We start from the raw sequence: 19,050 nt of genomic DNA, 5'->3' as shown, positions 1-19,050 counted from the left end.
AAGTAGCTGTTTAAATCGGCGCATGGGCAACATCCTAGAGAAGCTGACCGGACAGTGTCAAGAATGACGCACACAAAAAAGGCCTGCGCAATGCAGGCCTTTTCGTTGAACCAGAGCGGTCACTCGCTGATGGCGCGGTCTACCGACAGCTTGCCGGCACCTTCGATCAATACCGCGACGCTGCCACCAAGCAAGGCCAGGGCGAATTCATAACCGTTGTTGGCCATGAACAAGCCGTTATGAATATGCACCGAGAAAATCGCGACCAGCGACAGGAAGATCAGCCCCAGTGCAGCAGGACGAGTCAACAGGCCGATGATCAGGGCCAGGCCGCCGAAGAACTCGGTACCACCGGCCAGAATCGCCATCAGATGACCCGGCGCCAGACCCAGGCTTTCCATGTACTGGGCAGTGCCGGCAATGCCGTAACCACCAAACATGCCGAAGAGTTTCTGCGAGCCGTGAGCTGCGAAAATGATCCCGACAACGATCCGTATGGCGGTCAGGCCGAAACCGGCGCGGGTAAACAGTACCTTGTTGATCAGTGAGCTCATGCTGTGTCATCCATTGTGAGTGTGTGTTCGTTGGGCGCCATGCTAATCGATAAAGCAGATATTAAAAGCGCAATCATTGCGACATAACAATCAAATTAGCTGATCATTTTAGAGAGACAACTTTTTGCCCCTGCGGCTCCAGCGTCTCCCTCTCACGATCGAATGCCAGGTAATACTTGTTCACGCTATTAACATAGCTGACGGGGCCCATGCCCACCTGCTCCATGGCAATGCGCTCGACCTGGAAGAACCACTGATTGGGGTTCAGGCCACGGCGCCGGGCTTCGGCGCGCATACCTTGAACCCGCTCCGGGCCAATGTTGTAGGCGGCCAGCACAAACGCCATGCGCTCACGCTCGTTGAGTTTGGGGCTGGCGAAGAACTTGCGGCGGATCATGGCCAGGTACTTGGCCCCGGCCTGGACATTGGCGTCGAGGTCCTGAATGTTGTTGACCCCCACTCGCTGGGCGGCAGACGGGGTGATTTGCATCAGGCCCGTGGGGCCGCCACTGTTGCGGGCATTGGGTTGTAGTCCTGACTCCTTGAACGCCAGCGCCGCCAGGTTCAACCAGTCCATGCCTTGGGCATCGGCATGCTTTTGCAGCACCGGTCGCAGTTTCTCCAGGCGCTGGCGGTCGGCCTTGGCCAGGGGATAGTGCACTTGGTACAGCCGCCGATAGATCCGCAGAAACGCCACGTCCTGGTCCGACGGTTTCTTGTACGTCGTCAGAAAACGATCAATGCTCGCCCGCAGCATCGACGCATCGCGGCGCACAAACCAGAACTCTTCGCCCGGTTCGCTAATTTGCACCTGCCTGTCGAAGCGCAATTTGGGCAAGATCTTGCCCCAGCGCTCGGCAATCGGTTGCTCGACAATGGTCAGGTGAAAGATCCCGCCCTGAACCATTTCCAGCACGTCTTCGACAGCAAGACTGGGATCGACCCATTCGATCGTTATCGGTGCCAACTTGTGCAGCGCCAGTTTGGAATTGATCCGGCTCACCGCATCCCCGGCCGCACTGCCATTGGGCAGCGCCAGGGTTTTGCCCGAGAGTTGTTCAACACGGGTGTAACGACGCTCACCTTTGATCCCCACCAGCACCAACGGGATATTGCTGGCGAGCGGTTCACTGCTGCTGACCGCAAAGCCTGGCTGCAAATCGAGCAACTCCCCGGGCGCGACCAGATCCCCCTCCCCGCGCTGCAAGGCGCCGAGCAGTTGATCCTTGGCTTTGGGGATGATCTTGAGGTTGATTTCCTGACCGTCACGGGCGTGGCCGTTGAGGTATTGCTCGAAGGCGTGCAAGCGGTGGTATTCGACACCGATGGCCTGGCCCTGGACTTCTCCGGAGCTGTTGCGGCTCTGGTTGACCAGCACCCGCAATACCCGGCTGCTGCGAATCTCCGCCAGGTCGCGCACCTTGGCCGCCGGCACGGCTTGCAGCGGCCCGGCCAGACGCGCAACCGCCGGCATCGGCAGCAGCAACGAACAGCACAGCACTAGCAATATCGAGGGACGTATCATCCACTCTCCGGAAAGAATACTGGGCCGACTTCCAAAAAAATCATGAAATCGATCGTCAGAAACAGAGCGCCATGAGCGCTGGCAAAGTGCGAAAGACTGGCACAGTGATGGCACCTTGGCCACCCCGTCTTGTCTCGCGGCATCAAGAGACAGCTTTAACTCGTTGTAGTTCTTGGCTTTTCTTATAAATCTACAGCTCTGATATGCTTTCCGGCCTTTGGTCCGAGGTAGCACCATGCAACTCATCGATATCGGCGTCAACCTGACCAACCCCAGTTTTGCCGACAAACACCAGGCCGTACTCGACCGCGCGTATGCCGCGGGGGTCTGCCAATTGGTCCTGACCGGCACGAATGTCGAGGGCAGTGAACAGGCTCTTGAACTGTGCCAACAACTGGACGAAACAGCTCAACGGCTGTTTTCCACGGCCGGCATTCATCCGCATGCGGCGACCGACTGGAACGCTGACAGCGCGCAGCGTTTACGCAGCTTGCTCAGGGAGCCCAACGTGGTGGCCGTGGGCGAATGCGGGCTGGATTTCAATCGCGACTTCTCGCCCCGTCCACAGCAGGAAAAGGTCCTCGAAGAGCATCTGGCGATGGCGGTCGAGTTGCAGTTGCCGGTGTTCCTGCATGAACGCGATGCCAGTCAGCGACTGCTGGAAATCCTGCGTGATTACCGAGATCAATTGCCGGCCGCCGTGGTGCATTGCTTCACCGGCGAAAAGAAAGCCCTGTTCAGTTACCTCGATCTGGATCTGCACATCGGCATCACCGGCTGGATCTGCGACGAGCGCCGGGGCACGCACCTGCATCCGTTGGTGAAGGAGATCAAACAGGGCCGGTTGATGCTGGAAAGCGATGCCCCGTATCTGCTGCCACGCAGTTTGCGGCCCAAGCCGAAAAACGGTCGCAACGAGCCAGCGTATTTGACAGAAGTGTTGCGGGAGGTGGCGTTGCATCGTGGGGAGACTTTGGAGGATGTGGCTGATCACACCACTGCCTGTGCACGAGCGTTCTTCGGTTTGCCAACAATTCCCCAGTAATCACCGATCCCCTGTAGGAGTGAGCCGGCTCCGGGCGGCGTTCCGACGATAGCGGTCTGTCTGACACATTGATGTTGAAAGTGCTGACGCTTTCTTCGGAACGCCGCCCGGAGCCGGCTCACTCCCACAGGGGATCTGTGGTGGATGTTGACCCATATCAAATTCAGTGTTCCTGAGTAGCGGCACAATGCTGGCACCTTGCCAATGCTGTTTCCGCTATCAGAGAAGACCTCCATGGGTGCCTGGCTTAGCAACATCTCGCTGAAATACAAATTCTGGGCGGTCAATGCGGTCGCCTTCTTCACGACGCTGTTGCTGGTGTTGTACGCCGTACAGCTCGAACAACAGGCCCGCAGTCACGCCGCGCAGGCAAGCGCTCAGGCGCAGGCTCGATTGCTCAGCGCGTGGCCACCCGGCCAACCGCTGCCCAAGGCCGACAACCTGCTGATCTTCGGTCGCGGGCAAGCGCCGTTACTGAACGATCAGCCGCTACTGGAATTGACGGATAGCCACGGCTGGGTCGACATCAACTCAATGCCGCTGTTCGGCGATAACCCGTTAATGGGGGCCGAGGTGTTCACGCGTCAGGACGGCCTGCACGTCGCGGTGATCGTCTTTGGCCCGAGCCTGAGCCAAGTCTTCAATGAGCGCTTCGCCGCCTACGCAGTGGCCGTTTTTATTCTGATGCTGGCAATGCTGGGCGCTTCGCAATTGTTGATCCGCTTCTTGCTGAGTCAGCTCAACACCTTGAAAGACGTGATGCTCCACGTCGAGAAAACCGGCGACCTGTCCGCCCGTGTACCGCTGGCCTGCAAGGATGAAGTCGGGCAGATGGCCAACGCCTTCAACGCGATGCAGGCCGGCTACCAACGGGTGGTCAACACGGTCGCCAGCACTGCGCGGCAACTGGATATCGGCGCCGCACGCCTGGCTTCGAGCATGAACGAAGTGCGCCAGGGCATGCTCGGCCAGCAAAGCGAAACCGATCAGGCGGCCACGGCGATCAATGAAATGAGCGCCACCGTTTATCACATCGCCCAACACGCTGGCGCCACCCGCGACCTCTCGCAAACGGCAGACACGCTGGCGGGCCGTGGGCAGCAGGTGGTCAGTCGAGTGCAGATGTCGATTGCCGGGTTGTCCAGCGGTGTGCAGCAGACGGCCGAGATGATTCAACGCCTGGCCGAAGACAGTCAGAAAATCAACGGCGTGGTCAGCGTGATTCACAGCATTGCCGAGCAAACCAACTTGCTGGCCCTGAATGCGGCCATCGAAGCGGCTCGCGCCGGTGAAATGGGTCGAGGTTTTGCGGTCGTTGCCGATGAAGTGCGCAATCTGGCCAAACGTGTTCAGACCTCCACCGACGAGATCACCCTGATGGTGTCCGCCTTGCAGGCCGGGACTCGAGACGCGGTGGACTTCATGCAAGACAGCTCATTCAAGTCCGACGACTGCGTAAAACAGGCTCAAGAGGCCGGTGCCGCGCTGGCAGAGATTACCGGCGCCATGGCGCAGATGCGTGAAAGCAATACGCAAATTGCGGTGGCGGCCGAGCAGCAAAGCCAGGTGGCGGAAGAGATGAATCGGGCGGTAGTGAGTATTCGCGATGTGACCGAGAACACTGTCCAGCAGACCATCAATTCAGCGACTACCAGTCATGAGCTGGCGGCGTTGGCTGGGGAGTTGAGCAAGGCGATCGGACAGCTCAAGCTCTGAGGACCCCATCGTCAGCCCGGCCAACATCAATCCCGACCTATCACCCCCATAGCCAACCTCGATTCTCCGACCGCCCTCCCCCCGCCTATTCTTCAAACATATGGTCAACCCGGATTGAGGAGTTTCAACATGGGCAAACGTCACCCCAACCTACCCGCCTGGCAATGGCGAGCGTACCCGAACAATCATCAGCATCCGACCAACCTGGTGCTGCACCTGATTGCCATGCCGCTGTTCATAGTGGCGTTTCTGCTGATTGTTTCCGGGGTATTCAGCCTGAGCCTGGTGAACATCGCCATCGCGGTGATCGGCCTGCTCGCTGCGCTGGGGCTGCAACGTCACGGTCACATCCTGGAGGCGCAAGCCTCCGAGCCATTCAGTGATCGCAAAGATGCGGTGTCACGCCTGCTGGTCGAGCAGTTCCTGACCTTCCCGCGGTTTTTCCTCAGCGGCGGCTGGTGGCGCGCCTGGCGTGAGCGCCACCGTCGGCACTGATCAGGCGAAAATCGTTACCGTCTGCCGGCTGATGGCGATCAACTGTCCGTCCGCGCTCCACAACTTCGCGGCCGCATGACCGTAGCCGTCTGCCGCATGCTCGGTTTCCACCAGGTATTTGCACCAGTCCAGCGTGCTTAACTCCAGCAACGGCTGGACGAATTCGATAGTCCAGGTCAACGTGCTGCCCATCGCCGTTTTTTTCAGGTGCGGCAACAAGGACGGCGGCCAGGCGTCCACCAGCGCGAGGATATGCGACTCGGTGACGGCCTCTTCCTTCACGTCCCCGCGCAAACGCACCCAACCGCCCATCTCGCGAGAGTTGTTGCCGGTAAACGGCATGCCACCGACAGCCCAACGCATCGCCAGATGCTGCATGAATTCCGGAATCACACCCGGGATGAAGGGCAACTCCTGGCACTCGTCCCAGTGCTTCATGTCGGGTGCTGGCTCGGCCGTCACCGACACCTCCGAGGGGCGTGACGCACCGAAGCTTCCCTGGATCAATGTCACCACTTGCCCCTTCTGCATTGCCCGGCCCAGCACCTGGCTGACGGCTTTGCCTTCGCGCAACACATCGACCTCAAAGCTGACAGGTACTTCAGGCTCGACCGGTCCGACAAAGGTGATCGCCAGCGAACGCACCGGCCGGTCTGCCGGGACTTTTGCGCGCATGGCTTCGTATTGCAACGCCGCCACCAGGCCACCGAAACTGGCACGTCCCTGCGCCCATCCAGCCGGAATAGACAGCTCCAGCGGTTGCCGGCGGACGACGTCGAGCAAATCGCAAAAACGCATGAAAACCTCAGAGACGGGAAAAAGTAGAGAGGGATCTTAACCAGCCAGCGACGTTGATACAGCACTTATTCTGGCCAAAAGCACTGACAGAAGAGCCGCGCCCGCTTTGGAATACGAATCCTCATCCAACACCTATCCAATGCAGGAGCGAGCAAGCTCGCTCCTGCATTGGATCTATGGTGATTTCAGGATTTGAAGCAAGTAGCGCTGAGTTTGTCGAGAACGCGGTCAGCGCGACTTTCAGCATCGGCCAACGTGGTTTTCCAGACGGCGACACAAGGCAGCAAATCTGGCTCTTCTACAGCCCTGGCCAGCCATTGCCAACTGTCATGCCAATCACCCAAAGCGCCCTGAGCCGCTTTCAATCGGGGCAAGGCGGCCTTCGGCAAACGGTCCAGTTCGGGATAGGCTTCGATGCCATAGCGCACACGCTTGATCAACAGGCGCAAACGGTGACGGTCGTGGGCCGGATCGTGCAGTGCAACATCCAGTTTCTTCCACTGTTTGCCCAAGCGTTTTTCAATACGCTTGCGCAAGCCCTTGAGCAACCCCTGACGTTGGGAAGCGCGCAAGAAACGCGGAAAGGCATCCAAGATCATCATTAACTGCGCCAGCTCAGGACTCGTCGCCACCGCCGGATACGCCTGCGCCATCTGCGCCATGCGCCAGTGCGCGGCTTCGGGTTGACCGTGCTCAAGCAAATACGCCGCCAGCACTTCGCGATCACGCAACGGCGTGGTCAGCTCGCCGACCCGGGCCGCCGCCACTTCGACCTGCTCGACGCCGGGCAGGCCGCGCAAGGGTCGCAACAGGCTGCGTAAACGGCGAACCGTGGTGCGCAGCTCGTGCAACGCTTCAGGGTCAGTGCGGGCGCTCAATCGTGCCTGACAGGCCAATAAGCGGACTTCAAGGCCCAGAACATGAGCCACCAACCGATCAACCAAATCAGACATCGTTTGCTCCCAGAATCGAGTGTCCCTTATTGCCTACATCCTGCTTCAACGGCCGGCACGAGACTCACGAATATAGAAGCGCGCTTTTTCGGCCTTGCTGGTGCAACCTTCGTAAGCTTCGAATTGTTGCTGGGTCTTGGCACCGGTCAGCAACGACAAGGCCTTGGAGTAGCTGACAGTCCCGGCGAAACCTTCGGCCTTGGCCAAGTCTAGCTCACGCCACGCGGCATCAATCTGGCTACCGCAGCTTTCGCGGTAGGCCGTTTTGCCGGCACAACCGGCGAGCGCCAGAGCAATCAAAGGTACGCAAATCCAGGCTTTCATCAATACCACCTCAAGTCAGGTCAACAGTCGTGCAGGTAAGACGGCCCGGCGGGTGAAAAGTGCCTTGGCCGCCCTAAGCAAAATCACTATAGAGTGCGCAAGAATAGCCATCTGCCGCCATGGAGTGTCGAAAAAACGACGCACTCGGCCCATCGAGCGACCTTGGCGATTGAAGCACGCCCCTCGATGGGTGCATTGTTGAACCTTGTCAGACGAGGGCGATTCATGAAAAAGCGTATCGCACTGGTACTGGGCTCAGGTGGAGCCCGAGGTTATGCCCATATCGGTGTCATTGAAGAGATCGAGCGGCGTGGCTACGACATCGCCTGCATCGCCGGTTGTTCCATGGGGGCGGTGGTCGGCGGGATTTATGCCGCCGGCAAACTTGACGAGTATCGCAACTGGATCGAGAGCCTGGACTACCTCGATGTGTTGCGCCTGGTGGACGTCAGTTTCCGACTTGGCGCGATTCGCGGTGAAAAGGTCTTCGGGCAGATCCGCAAGATCGTCGGCGAGATCAATATCGAAGACCTGCGCATTCCCTACACGGCCGTGGCCACGGACCTGACCAACCAGCAGGAAATCTGGTTCCAGGAAGGTTGCCTGCACCAGGCCATGCGCGCCTCGGCGGCGATCCCCAGCCTCTTCACCCCGGTGATGCAAGGCAACCGGATGTTGGTGGATGGCGGCATCCTCAACCCGTTGCCGATCGTGCCGGTGGTGTCGAGTCACTGCGACCTGATCATCGCGGTCAACCTTAACTCTACCAACCAGCGCCACTATCAAATGCCGGTTATCCAGCGCCCGGCGGCCTTCAAGAGCCGATTCGACAGCTTGATCAATTCACTGGGTTCGAAGATGCCGTTCCGACGCAGTCAGGCGGAAAAATTGCTACTGCTGGAAAAGGAAGCATTGATGGCGGAAGCGGCCGACATCAACCCTTGGGTCGAATCTGCCAACCCCGAAGCCCAGCAACCGGCCGCAGCCCCTGAACGCGATGGAGCGCCGAAGTCGGCCACGGGATCATTCATCATCGATAACGTTGGGCCGGCATCATTGCTTGACCTGATCAACCAGAGTTTCGAGGTGATGCAAACGTCACTGGCGCAATACAAGATCGCCGGATATCCGCCGGATATTTTGATCAACGTGCCGAAGCGGGTTTGCCGGTTTTTCGAGTTCTACAAGGCACCGGAGTTGATCGCGCTGGGTCGGGAGATTGCGCGGGATACGATGGATCGGTATGAGAGTGAACGGGATTCCTGAGGTTCTCGAGTGAATCGAACGGCCCCATCGCGAGCAGGCTCGCTCCCACAGGGGAAGGCGTACACACATCCCATTGTGGGAGTGAGCCTGCTCGCGATGAGGCCGGAACAGTCAGCAAAAAACTAAAGGCTTACTTCACTCAACAACCGATACCCAACCCCCGCCTCGGTCACGATAAACCGAGGCTGAGTCGGATCATCCGCCAACTTCTGACGCAAATGCCCCACCACAATCCGCAGGTAATGACTGTCCTCGGTATGGGTCGGCCCCCAGATATCCTTGAGCAGTTGCTGCTGGGTAATCACCCGCCCCGGATGCCGCGCCAGTTGCGCCAGCACCGCGTATTCCTTGCGTGTCAGCGCCACTTCGACGCCCTCGAGCAGCACTCGCCGATACGCCAGGTCCACGGTCAACGGGCCGAACGTCAGCGCCGCTTGCTGAGCCTCACCCACTGGCGCTTGCCGCAACAAGGCGCGCACCCGCGCCAGAAATTCCTGGATGCCAAAGGGTTTGGTCACGTAGTCATTGGCGCCGCCATCCAGTGCCTCGACTTTCTGCCCTTCACCCGCACGCACTGACAGCACCAGCACCGGCACCGTCGACCATTCACGAAACTCGCGCAGCACTTGCTGGCCGTCCATGTCGGGTAAACCGAGGTCAAGCACCAGCAAATCCGGTTTGTTCAGCGCCGCTTGCGCCAGGCCTTCGGTGCCGGTGCCAGCCTCCAGCACTTTGTAGCCTTGGGAGACCAGGCTGATGCGCAAGAACTTACGGATTTGCGGTTCGTCGTCAATGACCAAAATGGTTGCGGTCTGGCTCATGGTTTCTGATCGTGGCATGGAGATGTCCAAAGGGTATCAGGCTTCACTTCAGCGCTCACTTTCAAAGGCCGGTTGCTCCTGCAGGGGTAAGTGAAGAGTGATGCAGGTCCCACGCCCTTCAATGCCGTCGGCGACGCTGATCCGCCCGCCGTGCGCACCGACCATGCCCTGGCAAATCGCCAACCCCAGTCCGGTGCCCTGCCCGCCCCGATCACCGCGCGCGGCGGTGTAGAACATGTCGAAAATCTTCGCCCGCTCCTCCTGCGGAATGCCCGGTCCTTCATCGCTCACCGAAAAAAACAGCTCGTGGTCATCGGCCCCGGCGCGCAATTGCAGACGCCCATGCGCCGGTGAAAATCGCGCGGCGTTTTCCAGCACATTGACCAGCGCCTGTTCGATCAGCGCCGCGTGGACAAACAGCAGCGGTAACTCCGACGGCACATCAGTGCTGACCTGCAACGGCGCCAACACTGCGCGCAGGCGATTGAGCGAACTGCCGACAATGTCGGCCGGCGACACCCAATCACGCGCCAGCTTCAACGCGCCGTGGCCCAGGCGGGTCATGTCCAGCAGATTCTGGATGTAGCGATCCAGGCGCTCGGCTTCATCACGGGTGCCTTCGAGCAGTTCGCGGCGATCCTCCAGCGGAATGGCTTCACCGAGGGCCAACAGGCTGTCGATGCTGCCGCGCATGGACGTCAACGGCGTGCGCAGATCGTGGGACACCGAGGCCAACAGTGCGCTGCGCAGCTGCTCGGTTTCACCGTGCAGTCGCGCCGCTTCAAGGTCTTCGGCCAGTTGTGCACGGGCCAGCGCCTGGGCCAGCGGCTGGCTTAACGCGGTCAGCAAACGCCGACGCTGGCCGCTTAATGTCTGGCCTTCTTTAGCACACACGCCGAGCAATGCCAGTGGCCCGTCTTCAACGGATAACGGCCACCACCACCAACGCCCCAACGGCAGCGTGCCGGTGCCTGCGCCCGCCGGTTGATCGTGTTGCCAGGCCCAATCGGCGGCCGCGCGTTCGGCTTCGGAAAACTCCAGCGGGCCACCGGTTTCAACTTTCCAGCCCCCCTGCCCGTCTTGATTGAGCAAGCACAGCTGCAAATCACTCCAACCGTTGAGGTGCTGAGCGGCGGCGCTGACCACGGCTTGACGGTCAGTGGCGGCGGTCAGTTTGCGCGACAGGTCGAGCAGCTCGGTGGTTTCTTCCTGAGTGTCACGAAGCGCCTGCAATTGCCGCCGTTGCCGGGCCGCGAGGTTGCCAGTGAGCGCCGCCATCAGCAGGAAGAACAGCAAGGTCAGCACGTCTTCTTCGCGCTGGATGGCGAAGGAAAAATTCGGTGGGATGAACAGAAAGTCATAGGTCAGAAACGACAGCGCCGCACAGGCCAGCGCCGGACCAAGACTGCTGCGTACCGCCACCAGCAACACGGCGGCGAGGAACACCAGCGAGATGTTGGGCAGCGGCAAAATACTCGCCACGCCCCAGGCCAAGGCACTGGCCAACACCGTCGCCACCGCCGCCAGCGCGTAATCGAACCACACCAGTAATTGAGTCGAACGCTGGCGCGGTTGATGCGGCAGGTGATCGCTGTCGAGGACGTTGATTTCCAGCCCGCGCGCATCACGCAGCAGGCGCGATGCCAAACCACCGCCGAACAAGCGTCGACGCAGACGCTGCCGGGACTGGCCGACCAGCACCAGGCTGGCGCGGCGTTCGGCGGCGTGCTGGATCAGGGTTTTCGCGACTTCGCCAGCGCGCAACAACACCACTTCGCCACCGAGGCGTTCGGCCAATTGTTGGGCACTTTGCAGGCGCAGGCGCGATTGCTCATCGCGCACACTGCCGTTGTCCACATGCACAAGACTCCATGGCAAATGCCGACGCTGGGCGACACGACTGGCGTGACGCACCAGACGCTCGGCCTGAGCATCACCATCGACACCGACCAGCAGGCGACCGCGCACCGCTGGCGCCGCTTGACCGAGTTGGCGATACCCCTGAGCCAGGTCATTGTCGACCTGAGCGGCGGCGGTTTGCATCGCCATCTCGCGCAGGGCGGTCAAGTTGGTCTGGGTGAAAAACGCGTCGATGGCCGCCCGCGCCTGCTCCGGTACGTAGACCTTGCCGTCGCGCAAACGCTCCAGCAGTTCGCGCGGTGGCAGGTCGATCAGCAGCAGTTCGTAGGCTTCTTGCAGCACCCAGTCCGGCAGAGTTTCCCGAACCTGCACACCGGTGATGCCGCGCACTTGATCATTGAGACTTTCCAGGTGCTGGACGTTGACCGTAGTGAAGACGTCGATGCCGGCGGCGAGCAATTCCTGGATATCTTGCCAGCGTTTGGTATGGCGGCTGCCAGGGGCGTTGCTGTGGGCCAGTTCGTCCACCAGCACCAGTTTGGGTTTGGCCGCGAGCAGACCGTCGAGGTCCATTTCTTCGAGCATCACGCCACGGTATTCCGAGCGCACCAACGGCTGTTGCGGCAGGCCGCCGAGCAGCGCTTCGGTTTCGGCGCGGCCGTGGGTTTCGACCACGCCGGCAATGACCTTCACGCCTTGGCGCAGTTGGGTGTGAGCGGCTTGCAGCATGGCGTAGGTTTTGCCGACACCGGGCGCGGCGCCGAGGAAAACCTTGAGCCGACCACGGCCATCGCGGGGCAGGTCTGCTAACAACGCGTCGGCGCGGCCGGAGTCACTCATGCTTGCTCTCTTTGTTCGGATGTTAATGGGGTGACTGTTCTGCCGCCTTCGCGAGCAAGTCGAATCGTCGCACCGCCGCTCCCACACTGGAATGCATTCCCTGTGGGAGCGAGCCTGCTCGCGATTGGCAGCACCACCGATCTACAGGTTTTCCAGCGCGATGTTAAGCGCCAGCACATTCACCACCGGCGGCCCCACCAACGGCTGCTCGATGTGCGCATCCAGCAATTGCTGAAGGGTCGCCACCGGCAGGTTCCGGGCGGCGGCAACTCGCGCCAGTTGATAGGCAATCGCGGCCGGTGGCAAGTGCGGATCGAGGCCACTGCCGGAGGTGGTCACCATGGCCAATGGCACAGGCCCTTGCCCCGGCACTAGCAACTTGTTGGCATCGTCGATCACGCGAGTGGCCAGCGCCGGATTGCTCGGCGAAAGGTTGCTCGCGCTACTCGACACGGTGGCAAACGCACCGGCGGAGGGGCGTGGATGGAACCAGGCGTCACCGACAAAATCCTGGGCAATCAGGGACGAGCCGCGGACCTTGCCGTCGGCATCGCGCACCAGGCTGCCATTGGCCTGATCCGGGAACGCGACCTGGGCGACACCGGTGACCACCAAGGGGTAGGCGACACCGGTGATCAGGGTCATCAGGACCAGCAGGCTCAAGGCCGGACGAATCATTGTGGTCATTTCAAAATCCTCTAATTCGGATAACAAATATCTGGTGCATGCTGTTGGATTCATCGCGAGCAAGCTTTGCTCCTACGGCTTGGCGTCGTACACGGGCTTTGGGAACACCTCAAACCGTGTAGGAGCAAGGCTTGCCCGCGATCGAGCGCGAAGCGCTCGCCAGGGTCAAACCAGATGCAGCGCCGTCAGCAGCATGTCGATCGCCTTGATGCCCACGAACGGCACCAGAATCCCGCCCAATCCATAGATCAGCAGATTTCGTCGCAGCAACGCCGCCGCACTCGCCGCCTGCACCCGCACGCCACGCAAGGCCAATGGAATCAGCACGACGATGATCAACGCGTTGAAGACAATCGCCGAGAGAATCGCGCTCTGCGGACTGGTCAGGTGCATGACGTTCAGCACGCCCAGTTGCGGGTAGATCGAAGCGAAAAGCGCCGGCAGAATCGCGAAGTATTTGGCCACGTCGTTGGCGATGGAGAAGGTCGTCAACGCACCGCGTGTCACCAGCAATTCCTTACCGATCTGCACCACGTCCAACAGCTTGGTCGGGTCGCTGTCGAGGTCGACCATGTTCGCCGCTTCGCGCGCGGCTTGTGTGCCGTCGTTCATCGCCATGCCGACGTCCGCCTGGGCCAGTGCCGGTGCGTCGTTGGCGCCGTCGCCGCACATGGCGACCAGGCGACCGTCGTTTTGCTCGTGACGGATGCGTGCCAGTTTTTTCTCTGGTGTGGCTTCGGCCAGCACGTCATCGACACCCGCTTCGGCGGCAATCGCGGCGGCGGTCAGCGGGTTGTCGCCAGTCACCATGACCGTGCGAATCCCCAGTTTGCGCAGCTCGGCGAAACGCTCGCGGATGCCGGGTTTGACCACGTCCTTGAGGTGAATCACACCGAGGAGTTTGCCGTCGGCGCAGACCAGCAGCGGGGTGCCGCCGCTCTGGGCAATCTTGTCGACTTCCCGGGACAGCGATGCGGCCAGGTCAGCGCGCTTCAGGCCGACGAAGGCTAGTAACGAATCCACCGCGCCTTTGCGATAAACACGGCCCTGATAGTCGACACCGGACAGGCGGGTTTCAGCGCTGAACGGCACGGCCGTCAGCAATTCGGTAGCGGGTTCAGGTTGCGGATGAGTGCCGCGCAGGTACTCGACGATGGATTTACCTTCAGCCGTGTTATCGGCCAGCGAGGCGAACAAAGCGCCCTCAGCCAGATCCCTGGCGGTGACGCCCGGTGCCGGATGAACCGCGGTGCAACGACGGTTACCGAAGGTGATGGTGCCGGTCTTGTCCAGCAGCAGGACATGCACGTCCCCCGCCGCTTCCACGGCACGACCGGACTTGGCGATCACATTCAACCGCACCAGACGGTCCATCCCGGCGATCCCGATGGCGGACAACAAACCGCCAATGGTGGTCGGAATCAACGTGACCAATAACGCCACCAGGAACACCAGCGGCAGGCTGCCATTGGCGAAGTGGGCGAACGGCTGCAGGGTAACGACCACCAGCAGAAAGATCAGGGTCAGGCCGATCAGCAGGATGTCGAGCGCGACTTCGTTGGGTGTCTTCTGACGTTTGGCGCCTTCGACCAGGGCGATCATGCGGTCCAGTGTCGACTCGCCCGGGTTGGCAGTGATCTTCACCAGCAGCCAGTCGGAGACCAGACGCGTGTTGCCGGTGACGGCCGAACGGTCGCCCCCGGACTCACGAATCACCGGCGCGGATTCACCGGTAATCGCCGCTTCGTTGACCGCTGCAATGCCCTCAATCACCTCGCCGTCACCGGGGATCATTTCCCCCGCTTCGACGCGGACCACATCGCCCTTGCGCAGGGTAGTGGCCGGCACCAACTGGAACGTGCCGCTGGTGGTTTTGCGACGGGCGCTCAAGCCTTCACTGCCAGCCTTGAGGCTGTCGGCCCGAGCCTTGCCGCGACCTTCGGCCAAGGCTTCGGCGAAGTTGGCAAACAGCACGGTGAACCACAGCCACAGCGCGATTTGCGCAGCGACAAAGGTGGGCACAGCGCTGTCGGGAATGAAGCACAGCACGGTGGTCAGGATCGCGGTCAGTTCGACCACCAGCATCACCGGTGCGCGTTGCAATTGCCGAGGGTCGAGCTTGACGAAGGCTTGTATCAGCGCCGGGCGCCAGAGGGCCGAGATCGCGGTTTTCGGTTGTTCCGGCGCCTTCACGGTGACCGGTTTGGTTGCGGGCATATTCATCATTGACTCCTTAGAAGCCCATGCTCAAGTGTTCAGCGATAGGACCCAGCGCCAGGGTTGGCAGGAAGGTCAAACCACCCACGAGCAAAATGGTCACGGTCAGCAAAGTCACAAACAGCGGGCCATGGGTCGGGAAACTGTTCTGGCCGATCGGCGCGGTTTTCTTCATCGCCAGGCTGCCGGCCAACGCCAGTACCGGGAGGATGTAACCGAAGCGACCGATCAACATGCCAAGACCGAGCATCAGGTTGTGGAACGCGGTGTTGGCACCGAAGCCGCCGAATGCCGAACCGTTGTTGGCGCTGGCCGAGGTGTAGGCGTACAGCAACTGACTGAAACCGTGGGCGCCAGGGTTACTCACCGCCGCAACCGGGCCGGGCAGGCTCGCCGCAATCGCGCCGAGCACCAGCACGCCAACCGGCATCACCAGCAGGGTCACCACCAGCAATTGCACTTCCCTGGCTTGCAGTTTTTTGCCGAGGTATTCCGGGGTGCGACCGATCATCAGTCCGGCGAGGAATACCGCGATCAACACGTTGAGCAACATGCCGTAGAGCCCGGCACCGACGCCGCCGAAGATCACTTCGCCGACCATCATGTTGACCAGCGCGACCATGCCGGTCAGCGGGTTGAGGCTGTCGTGCATGGCGTTAACCGAGCCGTTGGACGCGGCGGTGGTGGTCACCGACCAGAGCACCGTGGCGGTGGTGCCGAAACGCGCTTCCTTGCCTTCCAGCGGCGCGGTCTGTTCGACGGCGACATTGTTCAGGGTCGGGTTTGGTTGGTATTCAGCCCACAGCGAGGTCGCGCCGCCGATCAGGAACAACGCGAACATGCAGGCAACAATCGCCCGGCTCTGACGCAGGTCTTTCACGTAATGGCCGAAGGTGAACACCAGGGCGACCGGGATCAGGATGATCGAGGCCATCTCGAACAGGTTGCTCCACGCCGTCGGGTTCTCGAACGGGTGCGCCGAATTGACGCCGAAGAAGCCGCCTCCGTTGGTGCCCAGTTGCTTGATCGCAATCTGGCTGGCGGCCGGGCCGAGCGGGATCACCTGATCGACGCCCTGCATCGTCACGGCATTTACGTATTGAGCGAAGGTTTGTGGTACGCCCTGCCAGACCAGATACAGCGCCAGCAGCAGGCACAGCGGCAGCAAACCGTAGAGGGTGGCGCGGGTCATGTCGACCCAGAAGTTGCCGAGGGTCTTGGTCGACTTGCGACCGATACCGCGACACAGCGCAACCAATACCGCCAGGCCGGTGGCGGCGCTGACGAAGTTTTGCACGGTGAGGCCAGCCATCTGACTCAAGTAGCTCAGCGAGGCTTCACCGCTATATGCCTGCCAGTTGGTGTTGGTCATGAAGCTGATGGCGGTATTGAACGCCAGCGTCCACTCCTGACCCGGCAGGTTTTGCGGGTTCAGCGGCAAGTGATCCTGGAACAACAGGATCGCGAACAACAGCAAGAAGCCCGCGAGGTTAAAGGCGAGCAAGGCCAGGGTGTATTTCTGCCAGCTCTGTTCGGCCTGCGGATCAACGCCGGCCACGCGATAACAGCCGCGCTCCACCGGCCCGAGAATCGGCGTCAGCCACGTGCGCTGACCTTCCATTACCTTGTAGTAGAAGCGCCCGAGAAACGGCGCCGGGACCAATACCACCGCGAAAAACGCGAGGATCAGCCAATAGTCATAACTGTGCATAGCCGCTCCTAGTTCCGGTCCGCGCGCAACAGCGCAACCAACAGATAAATGAACAGCCCCACTGCCATTAGCAGTGACACTCCGTCCAGAACGCTCATGGAAGTTCTCCGTGTTACGGCGTATTGCCGCGTGTGGAGTCATTGTCGGCAGAGAGGCTGTAAAGGAACGAGATCGAGGGTGTGGGCGGGGCATAAAGAAAGCGTAAAGAGTGAGTTTATGCCTTCGTTACAGCTTGGTTCTGTGGGGGCTGGACTTGCTCGCGAAGGCGGCATAAGAGGCAACAACGCTCTGAACTGGCGCACAAAAACCGCACATTGCGCTGCGAACATCCCCGATACGACACCTTTTTACGCTTTACGACTGCTATCACAACACTGGCACGCCCACTGCACACGCCCTCCTCCCGAGCATTCCAATCCGTTCAGGGAGCAACTGCATGAACACACAACTCAAAACCACACTCGGCACGTTGCACCTGTGGGGCATTGCCGTCGGGCTGGTGATTTCCGGTGAGTATTTCGGCTGGAGTTACGGCTGGGGCGTCGCGGGCACATTGGGCTTTCTGGTGACCTCGTTTATGGTCGCCACCATGTATACCTGCTTCATCTTCAGCTTCACCGAACTGACCACGGCAATTCCCCATGCCGGCGGTCCCTTTGCCTACAGTCGTCGCGCCTTTGGCGAAAAAGGCGGGCTGATCGCCGGGTTGGCGACACTCATCGAATTCGTCTTCGCACCGCCAGCGATTGCCCTGGCGATTGGTGCTTACCTGAACGTGCAGTTTCCCGCTCTCGATCCAAAACACGCGGCGGTCGGTGCCTACATCGTGTTCATGGGCCTGAACATACTCGGGGTGAAACTCGCAGCGACGTTCGAATTGGTGGTTTGCGTACTGGCCGTGGCCGAACTGTTGGTGTTCATGGGCGTGGTTGCACCCGCGTTCAGCTTCAGCAACTTCGCATTGAATGGCTGGGCCGGTTCCGATGTATTCGGTGCCCCGGCGGTCGCCGGGATGTTCGCGGCCATTCCGTTCGCCATCTGGTTCTTCCTCGCCATCGAAGGGGCCGCCATGGCCGCCGAAGAAGCCAAGGACCCGAAACGGACGATTCCCAAAGCGTACATCAGCGGGATTCTCACTCTGGTATTGCTGGCCATGGGCGTGATGTTCTTTGCCGGCGGCGTAGGCGACTGGCGCACCCTGTCGAACATCAACGACCCACTGCCTCAAGCGATGAAAACCGTGGTCGGCGAAAGCTCCGGGTGGCTGCACATGCTGGTGTGGATCGGCCTGTTCGGCCTGGTGGCGAGTTTCCACGGGATTATTCTCGGCTACTCGCGGCAGTTCTTTGCGCTGGCCCGGGCTGGTTATCTGCCGGCCTCCCTGGCCAAACTGTCGCGCTTCCAGACGCCGCACCGGGCAATCATCGTTGGCGGTGTGATCGGTATCGCGGCGATTTACAGTGACGGCTTGATCAACCTCGGCGGTATGACGTTGACAGCGGCAATGATCACCATGGCGGTTTTCGGCGCCATCGTGATGTACATCATGAGCATGCTCAGCCTGTTCAAACTGCGGAAAACCGAACCGAACCTGGAGCGTACGTTCCGTGCGCCATGCTATCCGCTGGTGCCGTTGATCGCGCTGCTTTTGGCGGTGGTCTGCCTGGTGGCGATGGCCTGGTTCAACACCTTGATCGGGCTGATCTTCCTCGGCTTTATGGCGGTAGGTTTCGTGTACTTCCTGCTGACCGCGCAGTTGCGCGCCGATGCACCGGCGGACGCCATGTTGACCGGGCTATAAACAGCTCAAGTACGGTTGGCATATCAGGCATAGAATGGAACCACTGCGAAAACCCATCGCTCAAAGTGGTATGCACGATCGATTGGCGACCTCCGCCAATCGCCCTGACCTCAAGGAGAGCCCTATGCCCTGGTATGCCTGGTTGATTCTGGTCGTTGCAATCGGCTCGATTGTTGGCGGTTTGATGATGTTGCGCGACACCGCCAACAAGGTCGAACTAACCGATGAGCAACGTAAACGCGTCGCTGAACGCAATGCGGAAATGGATGCCAAGGAAGCGCAGGACCGCTAACCCGATAACCTTGTCATTCTCAGTGAATGACAGGGTTTTGTTTATCTGGCGTTTTAGGCAAATGCCTGATTTTCCTCCACCAGCGTCATGTCGGCCAAGGACTTTCCGTGGCTGATGTACGTCGCCTTATGATTGCTCAATAAAC

Annotated in this window: 17 protein-coding genes; 6 read left to right on the top strand and 11 right to left on the bottom strand. The window is 60.4% G+C overall.

What is annotated here, in order from left to right:
- Positions 1-119: 119 nt before the first annotated feature.
- Both ACA048_RS08560 and ACA048_RS08555 read right to left on the bottom strand, forming a co-directional pair.
- A complete protein-coding gene (locus ACA048_RS08560) occupies positions 120-554 on the bottom strand; it encodes a DoxX family protein (RefSeq protein ID WP_497628753.1) in 435 nt (144 codons plus the stop codon).
- 103 nt (positions 555-657) lie between these two features.
- Positions 658-2,079 (bottom strand): MltF family protein, encoded by a 1,422-nt coding sequence (locus ACA048_RS08555; RefSeq protein ID WP_497628752.1) that lies wholly within the window; start codon positions 2,077-2,079, stop codon positions 658-660.
- Between the two features lie 235 nt (positions 2,080-2,314).
- On the opposite strand from ACA048_RS08555, the gene ACA048_RS08550 reads away from it, so the two are divergent.
- The 3 genes from ACA048_RS08550 to ACA048_RS08540 all read left to right on the top strand — a co-directional run bounded on the left by ACA048_RS08550 (position 2,315) and on the right by ACA048_RS08540 (position 5,335).
- On the top strand, positions 2,315-3,124 hold the full coding sequence (locus ACA048_RS08550) for a TatD family hydrolase (protein ID WP_497628751.1): 810 nt from the start codon (positions 2,315-2,317) through the stop codon (positions 3,122-3,124).
- Positions 3,125-3,358: 234 nt separating this feature from the next.
- Positions 3,359-4,840, top strand: a complete 1,482-nt coding sequence (locus tag ACA048_RS08545; protein ID WP_497628750.1) for a methyl-accepting chemotaxis protein — start codon at positions 3,359-3,361, stop codon at positions 4,838-4,840.
- 129 nt (positions 4,841-4,969) lie between these two features.
- Positions 4,970-5,335, top strand: coding sequence for a terminase (locus ACA048_RS08540; RefSeq protein WP_497628749.1), 366 nt, complete (start codon positions 4,970-4,972; stop codon positions 5,333-5,335).
- On the opposite strand, the gene ACA048_RS08535 is transcribed toward ACA048_RS08540, so the two are convergent.
- The 3 genes from ACA048_RS08535 to ACA048_RS08525 form a co-directional block, all read right to left on the bottom strand.
- Positions 5,336-6,133: an acyl-CoA thioesterase gene (locus ACA048_RS08535; protein ID WP_497628748.1), complete on the bottom strand. Its 798-nt coding sequence runs from the start codon at positions 6,131-6,133 to the stop codon at positions 5,336-5,338.
- A gap of 185 nt (positions 6,134-6,318) precedes the next feature.
- Entirely contained in the window at positions 6,319-7,086 is a 768-nt protein-coding gene (locus ACA048_RS08530) for a CHAD domain-containing protein (protein WP_497628747.1), read from the bottom strand.
- 45 nt (positions 7,087-7,131) lie between these two features.
- Positions 7,132-7,410, bottom strand: a complete 279-nt coding sequence (locus ACA048_RS08525; RefSeq protein ID WP_223519144.1) for a hypothetical protein — start codon at positions 7,408-7,410, stop codon at positions 7,132-7,134.
- 225 nt (positions 7,411-7,635) lie between these two features.
- On the opposite strand from ACA048_RS08525, the gene ACA048_RS08520 reads away from it, so the two are divergent.
- A complete protein-coding gene (locus ACA048_RS08520) occupies positions 7,636-8,676 on the top strand; it encodes a patatin-like phospholipase family protein (RefSeq protein WP_497628746.1) in 1,041 nt (346 codons plus the stop codon).
- Between the two features lie 122 nt (positions 8,677-8,798).
- Here the strand turns inward: ACA048_RS08520 and ACA048_RS08515 are convergent, their stop codons facing one another.
- The 6 genes from ACA048_RS08515 to kdpF form a co-directional block, all read right to left on the bottom strand.
- Entirely contained in the window at positions 8,799-9,497 is a 699-nt protein-coding gene (locus tag ACA048_RS08515; RefSeq protein WP_497629826.1) for a response regulator, read from the bottom strand.
- Positions 9,498-9,545: 48 nt separating this feature from the next.
- Positions 9,546-12,197 carry a DUF4118 domain-containing protein gene (locus ACA048_RS08510; RefSeq protein WP_497628745.1) on the bottom strand — a complete coding sequence of 884 codons (2,652 nt, stop codon included), beginning with the start codon at positions 12,195-12,197 and terminating at the stop codon, positions 9,546-9,548.
- A gap of 141 nt (positions 12,198-12,338) precedes the next feature.
- Positions 12,339-12,884 (bottom strand): potassium-transporting ATPase subunit KdpC, encoded by a 546-nt coding sequence (kdpC, locus tag ACA048_RS08505; protein ID WP_497628744.1) that lies wholly within the window; start codon positions 12,882-12,884, stop codon positions 12,339-12,341.
- Positions 12,885-13,049: 165 nt separating this feature from the next.
- Positions 13,050-15,107 carry a potassium-transporting ATPase subunit KdpB gene (gene kdpB / locus ACA048_RS08500; RefSeq protein ID WP_497628743.1) on the bottom strand — a complete coding sequence of 686 codons (2,058 nt, stop codon included), beginning with the start codon at positions 15,105-15,107 and terminating at the stop codon, positions 13,050-13,052.
- A gap of 10 nt (positions 15,108-15,117) precedes the next feature.
- Positions 15,118-16,812, bottom strand: a complete 1,695-nt coding sequence (gene kdpA / locus ACA048_RS08495) for a potassium-transporting ATPase subunit KdpA (RefSeq protein ID WP_497628742.1) — start codon at positions 16,810-16,812, stop codon at positions 15,118-15,120.
- Between the two features lie 8 nt (positions 16,813-16,820).
- On the bottom strand, positions 16,821-16,910 hold the full coding sequence (gene kdpF / locus ACA048_RS08490; RefSeq protein WP_497628741.1) for a K(+)-transporting ATPase subunit F: 90 nt from the start codon (positions 16,908-16,910) through the stop codon (positions 16,821-16,823).
- A 338-nt stretch (positions 16,911-17,248) separates the two neighbouring features.
- On the opposite strand from kdpF, the gene eat reads away from it, so the two are divergent.
- Positions 17,249-18,613, top strand: a complete 1,365-nt coding sequence (gene eat / locus ACA048_RS08485; RefSeq protein ID WP_497628740.1) for an ethanolamine permease — start codon at positions 17,249-17,251, stop codon at positions 18,611-18,613.
- Positions 18,614-18,737: 124 nt separating this feature from the next.
- Positions 18,738-18,905, top strand: a complete 168-nt coding sequence (locus ACA048_RS08480) for a DUF2897 family protein (protein WP_007943594.1) — start codon at positions 18,738-18,740, stop codon at positions 18,903-18,905.
- The last annotated feature ends 145 nt before the right edge of the window (positions 18,906-19,050 follow it).

This window comes from Pseudomonas sp. LBUM1659 (assembly GCF_059716045.1).
The sequence above is the reverse complement of the archived record's forward strand: the minus strand, read 5'-3'. Positions and strand labels throughout refer to the sequence as shown.

What these genes read in the sequence shown, in the direction of transcription:
- ACA048_RS08545 (WP_497628750.1), top strand. Translation starts at nt 3,359, where the DNA reads ATGGGTGCCTGGCTTAGCAACATCTCGCTGAAATACAAATTCTGGGCG.
- ACA048_RS08540 (WP_497628749.1), top strand. Translation starts at nt 4,970, where the DNA reads ATGGGCAAACGTCACCCCAACCTACCCGCCTGGCAATGGCGAGCGTAC.
- ACA048_RS08520 (WP_497628746.1), top strand. Translation starts at nt 7,636, where the DNA reads ATGAAAAAGCGTATCGCACTGGTACTGGGCTCAGGTGGAGCCCGAGGT.
- ACA048_RS08525 (WP_223519144.1), bottom strand. Translation starts at nt 7,410, where the DNA reads ATGAAAGCCTGGATTTGCGTACCTTTGATTGCTCTGGCGCTCGCCGGT.
- eat (WP_497628740.1), top strand. Translation starts at nt 17,249, where the DNA reads ATGAACACACAACTCAAAACCACACTCGGCACGTTGCACCTGTGGGGC.
- ACA048_RS08550 (WP_497628751.1), top strand. Translation starts at nt 2,315, where the DNA reads ATGCAACTCATCGATATCGGCGTCAACCTGACCAACCCCAGTTTTGCC.
- ACA048_RS08560 (WP_497628753.1), bottom strand. Translation starts at nt 554, where the DNA reads ATGAGCTCACTGATCAACAAGGTACTGTTTACCCGCGCCGGTTTCGGC.
- ACA048_RS08535 (WP_497628748.1), bottom strand. Translation starts at nt 6,133, where the DNA reads ATGCGTTTTTGCGATTTGCTCGACGTCGTCCGCCGGCAACCGCTGGAG.
- ACA048_RS08515 (WP_497629826.1), bottom strand. Translation starts at nt 9,497, where the DNA reads ATGAGCCAGACCGCAACCATTTTGGTCATTGACGACGAACCGCAAATC.
- ACA048_RS08555 (WP_497628752.1), bottom strand. Translation starts at nt 2,079, where the DNA reads ATGATACGTCCCTCGATATTGCTAGTGCTGTGCTGTTCGTTGCTGCTG.
- ACA048_RS08510 (WP_497628745.1), bottom strand. Translation starts at nt 12,197, where the DNA reads ATGAGTGACTCCGGCCGCGCCGACGCGTTGTTAGCAGACCTGCCCCGC.
- kdpA (WP_497628742.1), bottom strand. Translation starts at nt 16,812, where the DNA reads ATGCACAGTTATGACTATTGGCTGATCCTCGCGTTTTTCGCGGTGGTA.
- kdpF (WP_497628741.1), bottom strand. Translation starts at nt 16,910, where the DNA reads ATGAGCGTTCTGGACGGAGTGTCACTGCTAATGGCAGTGGGGCTGTTC.
- kdpC (WP_497628744.1), bottom strand. Translation starts at nt 12,884, where the DNA reads ATGACCACAATGATTCGTCCGGCCTTGAGCCTGCTGGTCCTGATGACC.
- kdpB (WP_497628743.1), bottom strand. Translation starts at nt 15,107, where the DNA reads ATGAATATGCCCGCAACCAAACCGGTCACCGTGAAGGCGCCGGAACAA.
- ACA048_RS08530 (WP_497628747.1), bottom strand. Translation starts at nt 7,086, where the DNA reads ATGTCTGATTTGGTTGATCGGTTGGTGGCTCATGTTCTGGGCCTTGAA.
- ACA048_RS08480 (WP_007943594.1), top strand. Translation starts at nt 18,738, where the DNA reads ATGCCCTGGTATGCCTGGTTGATTCTGGTCGTTGCAATCGGCTCGATT.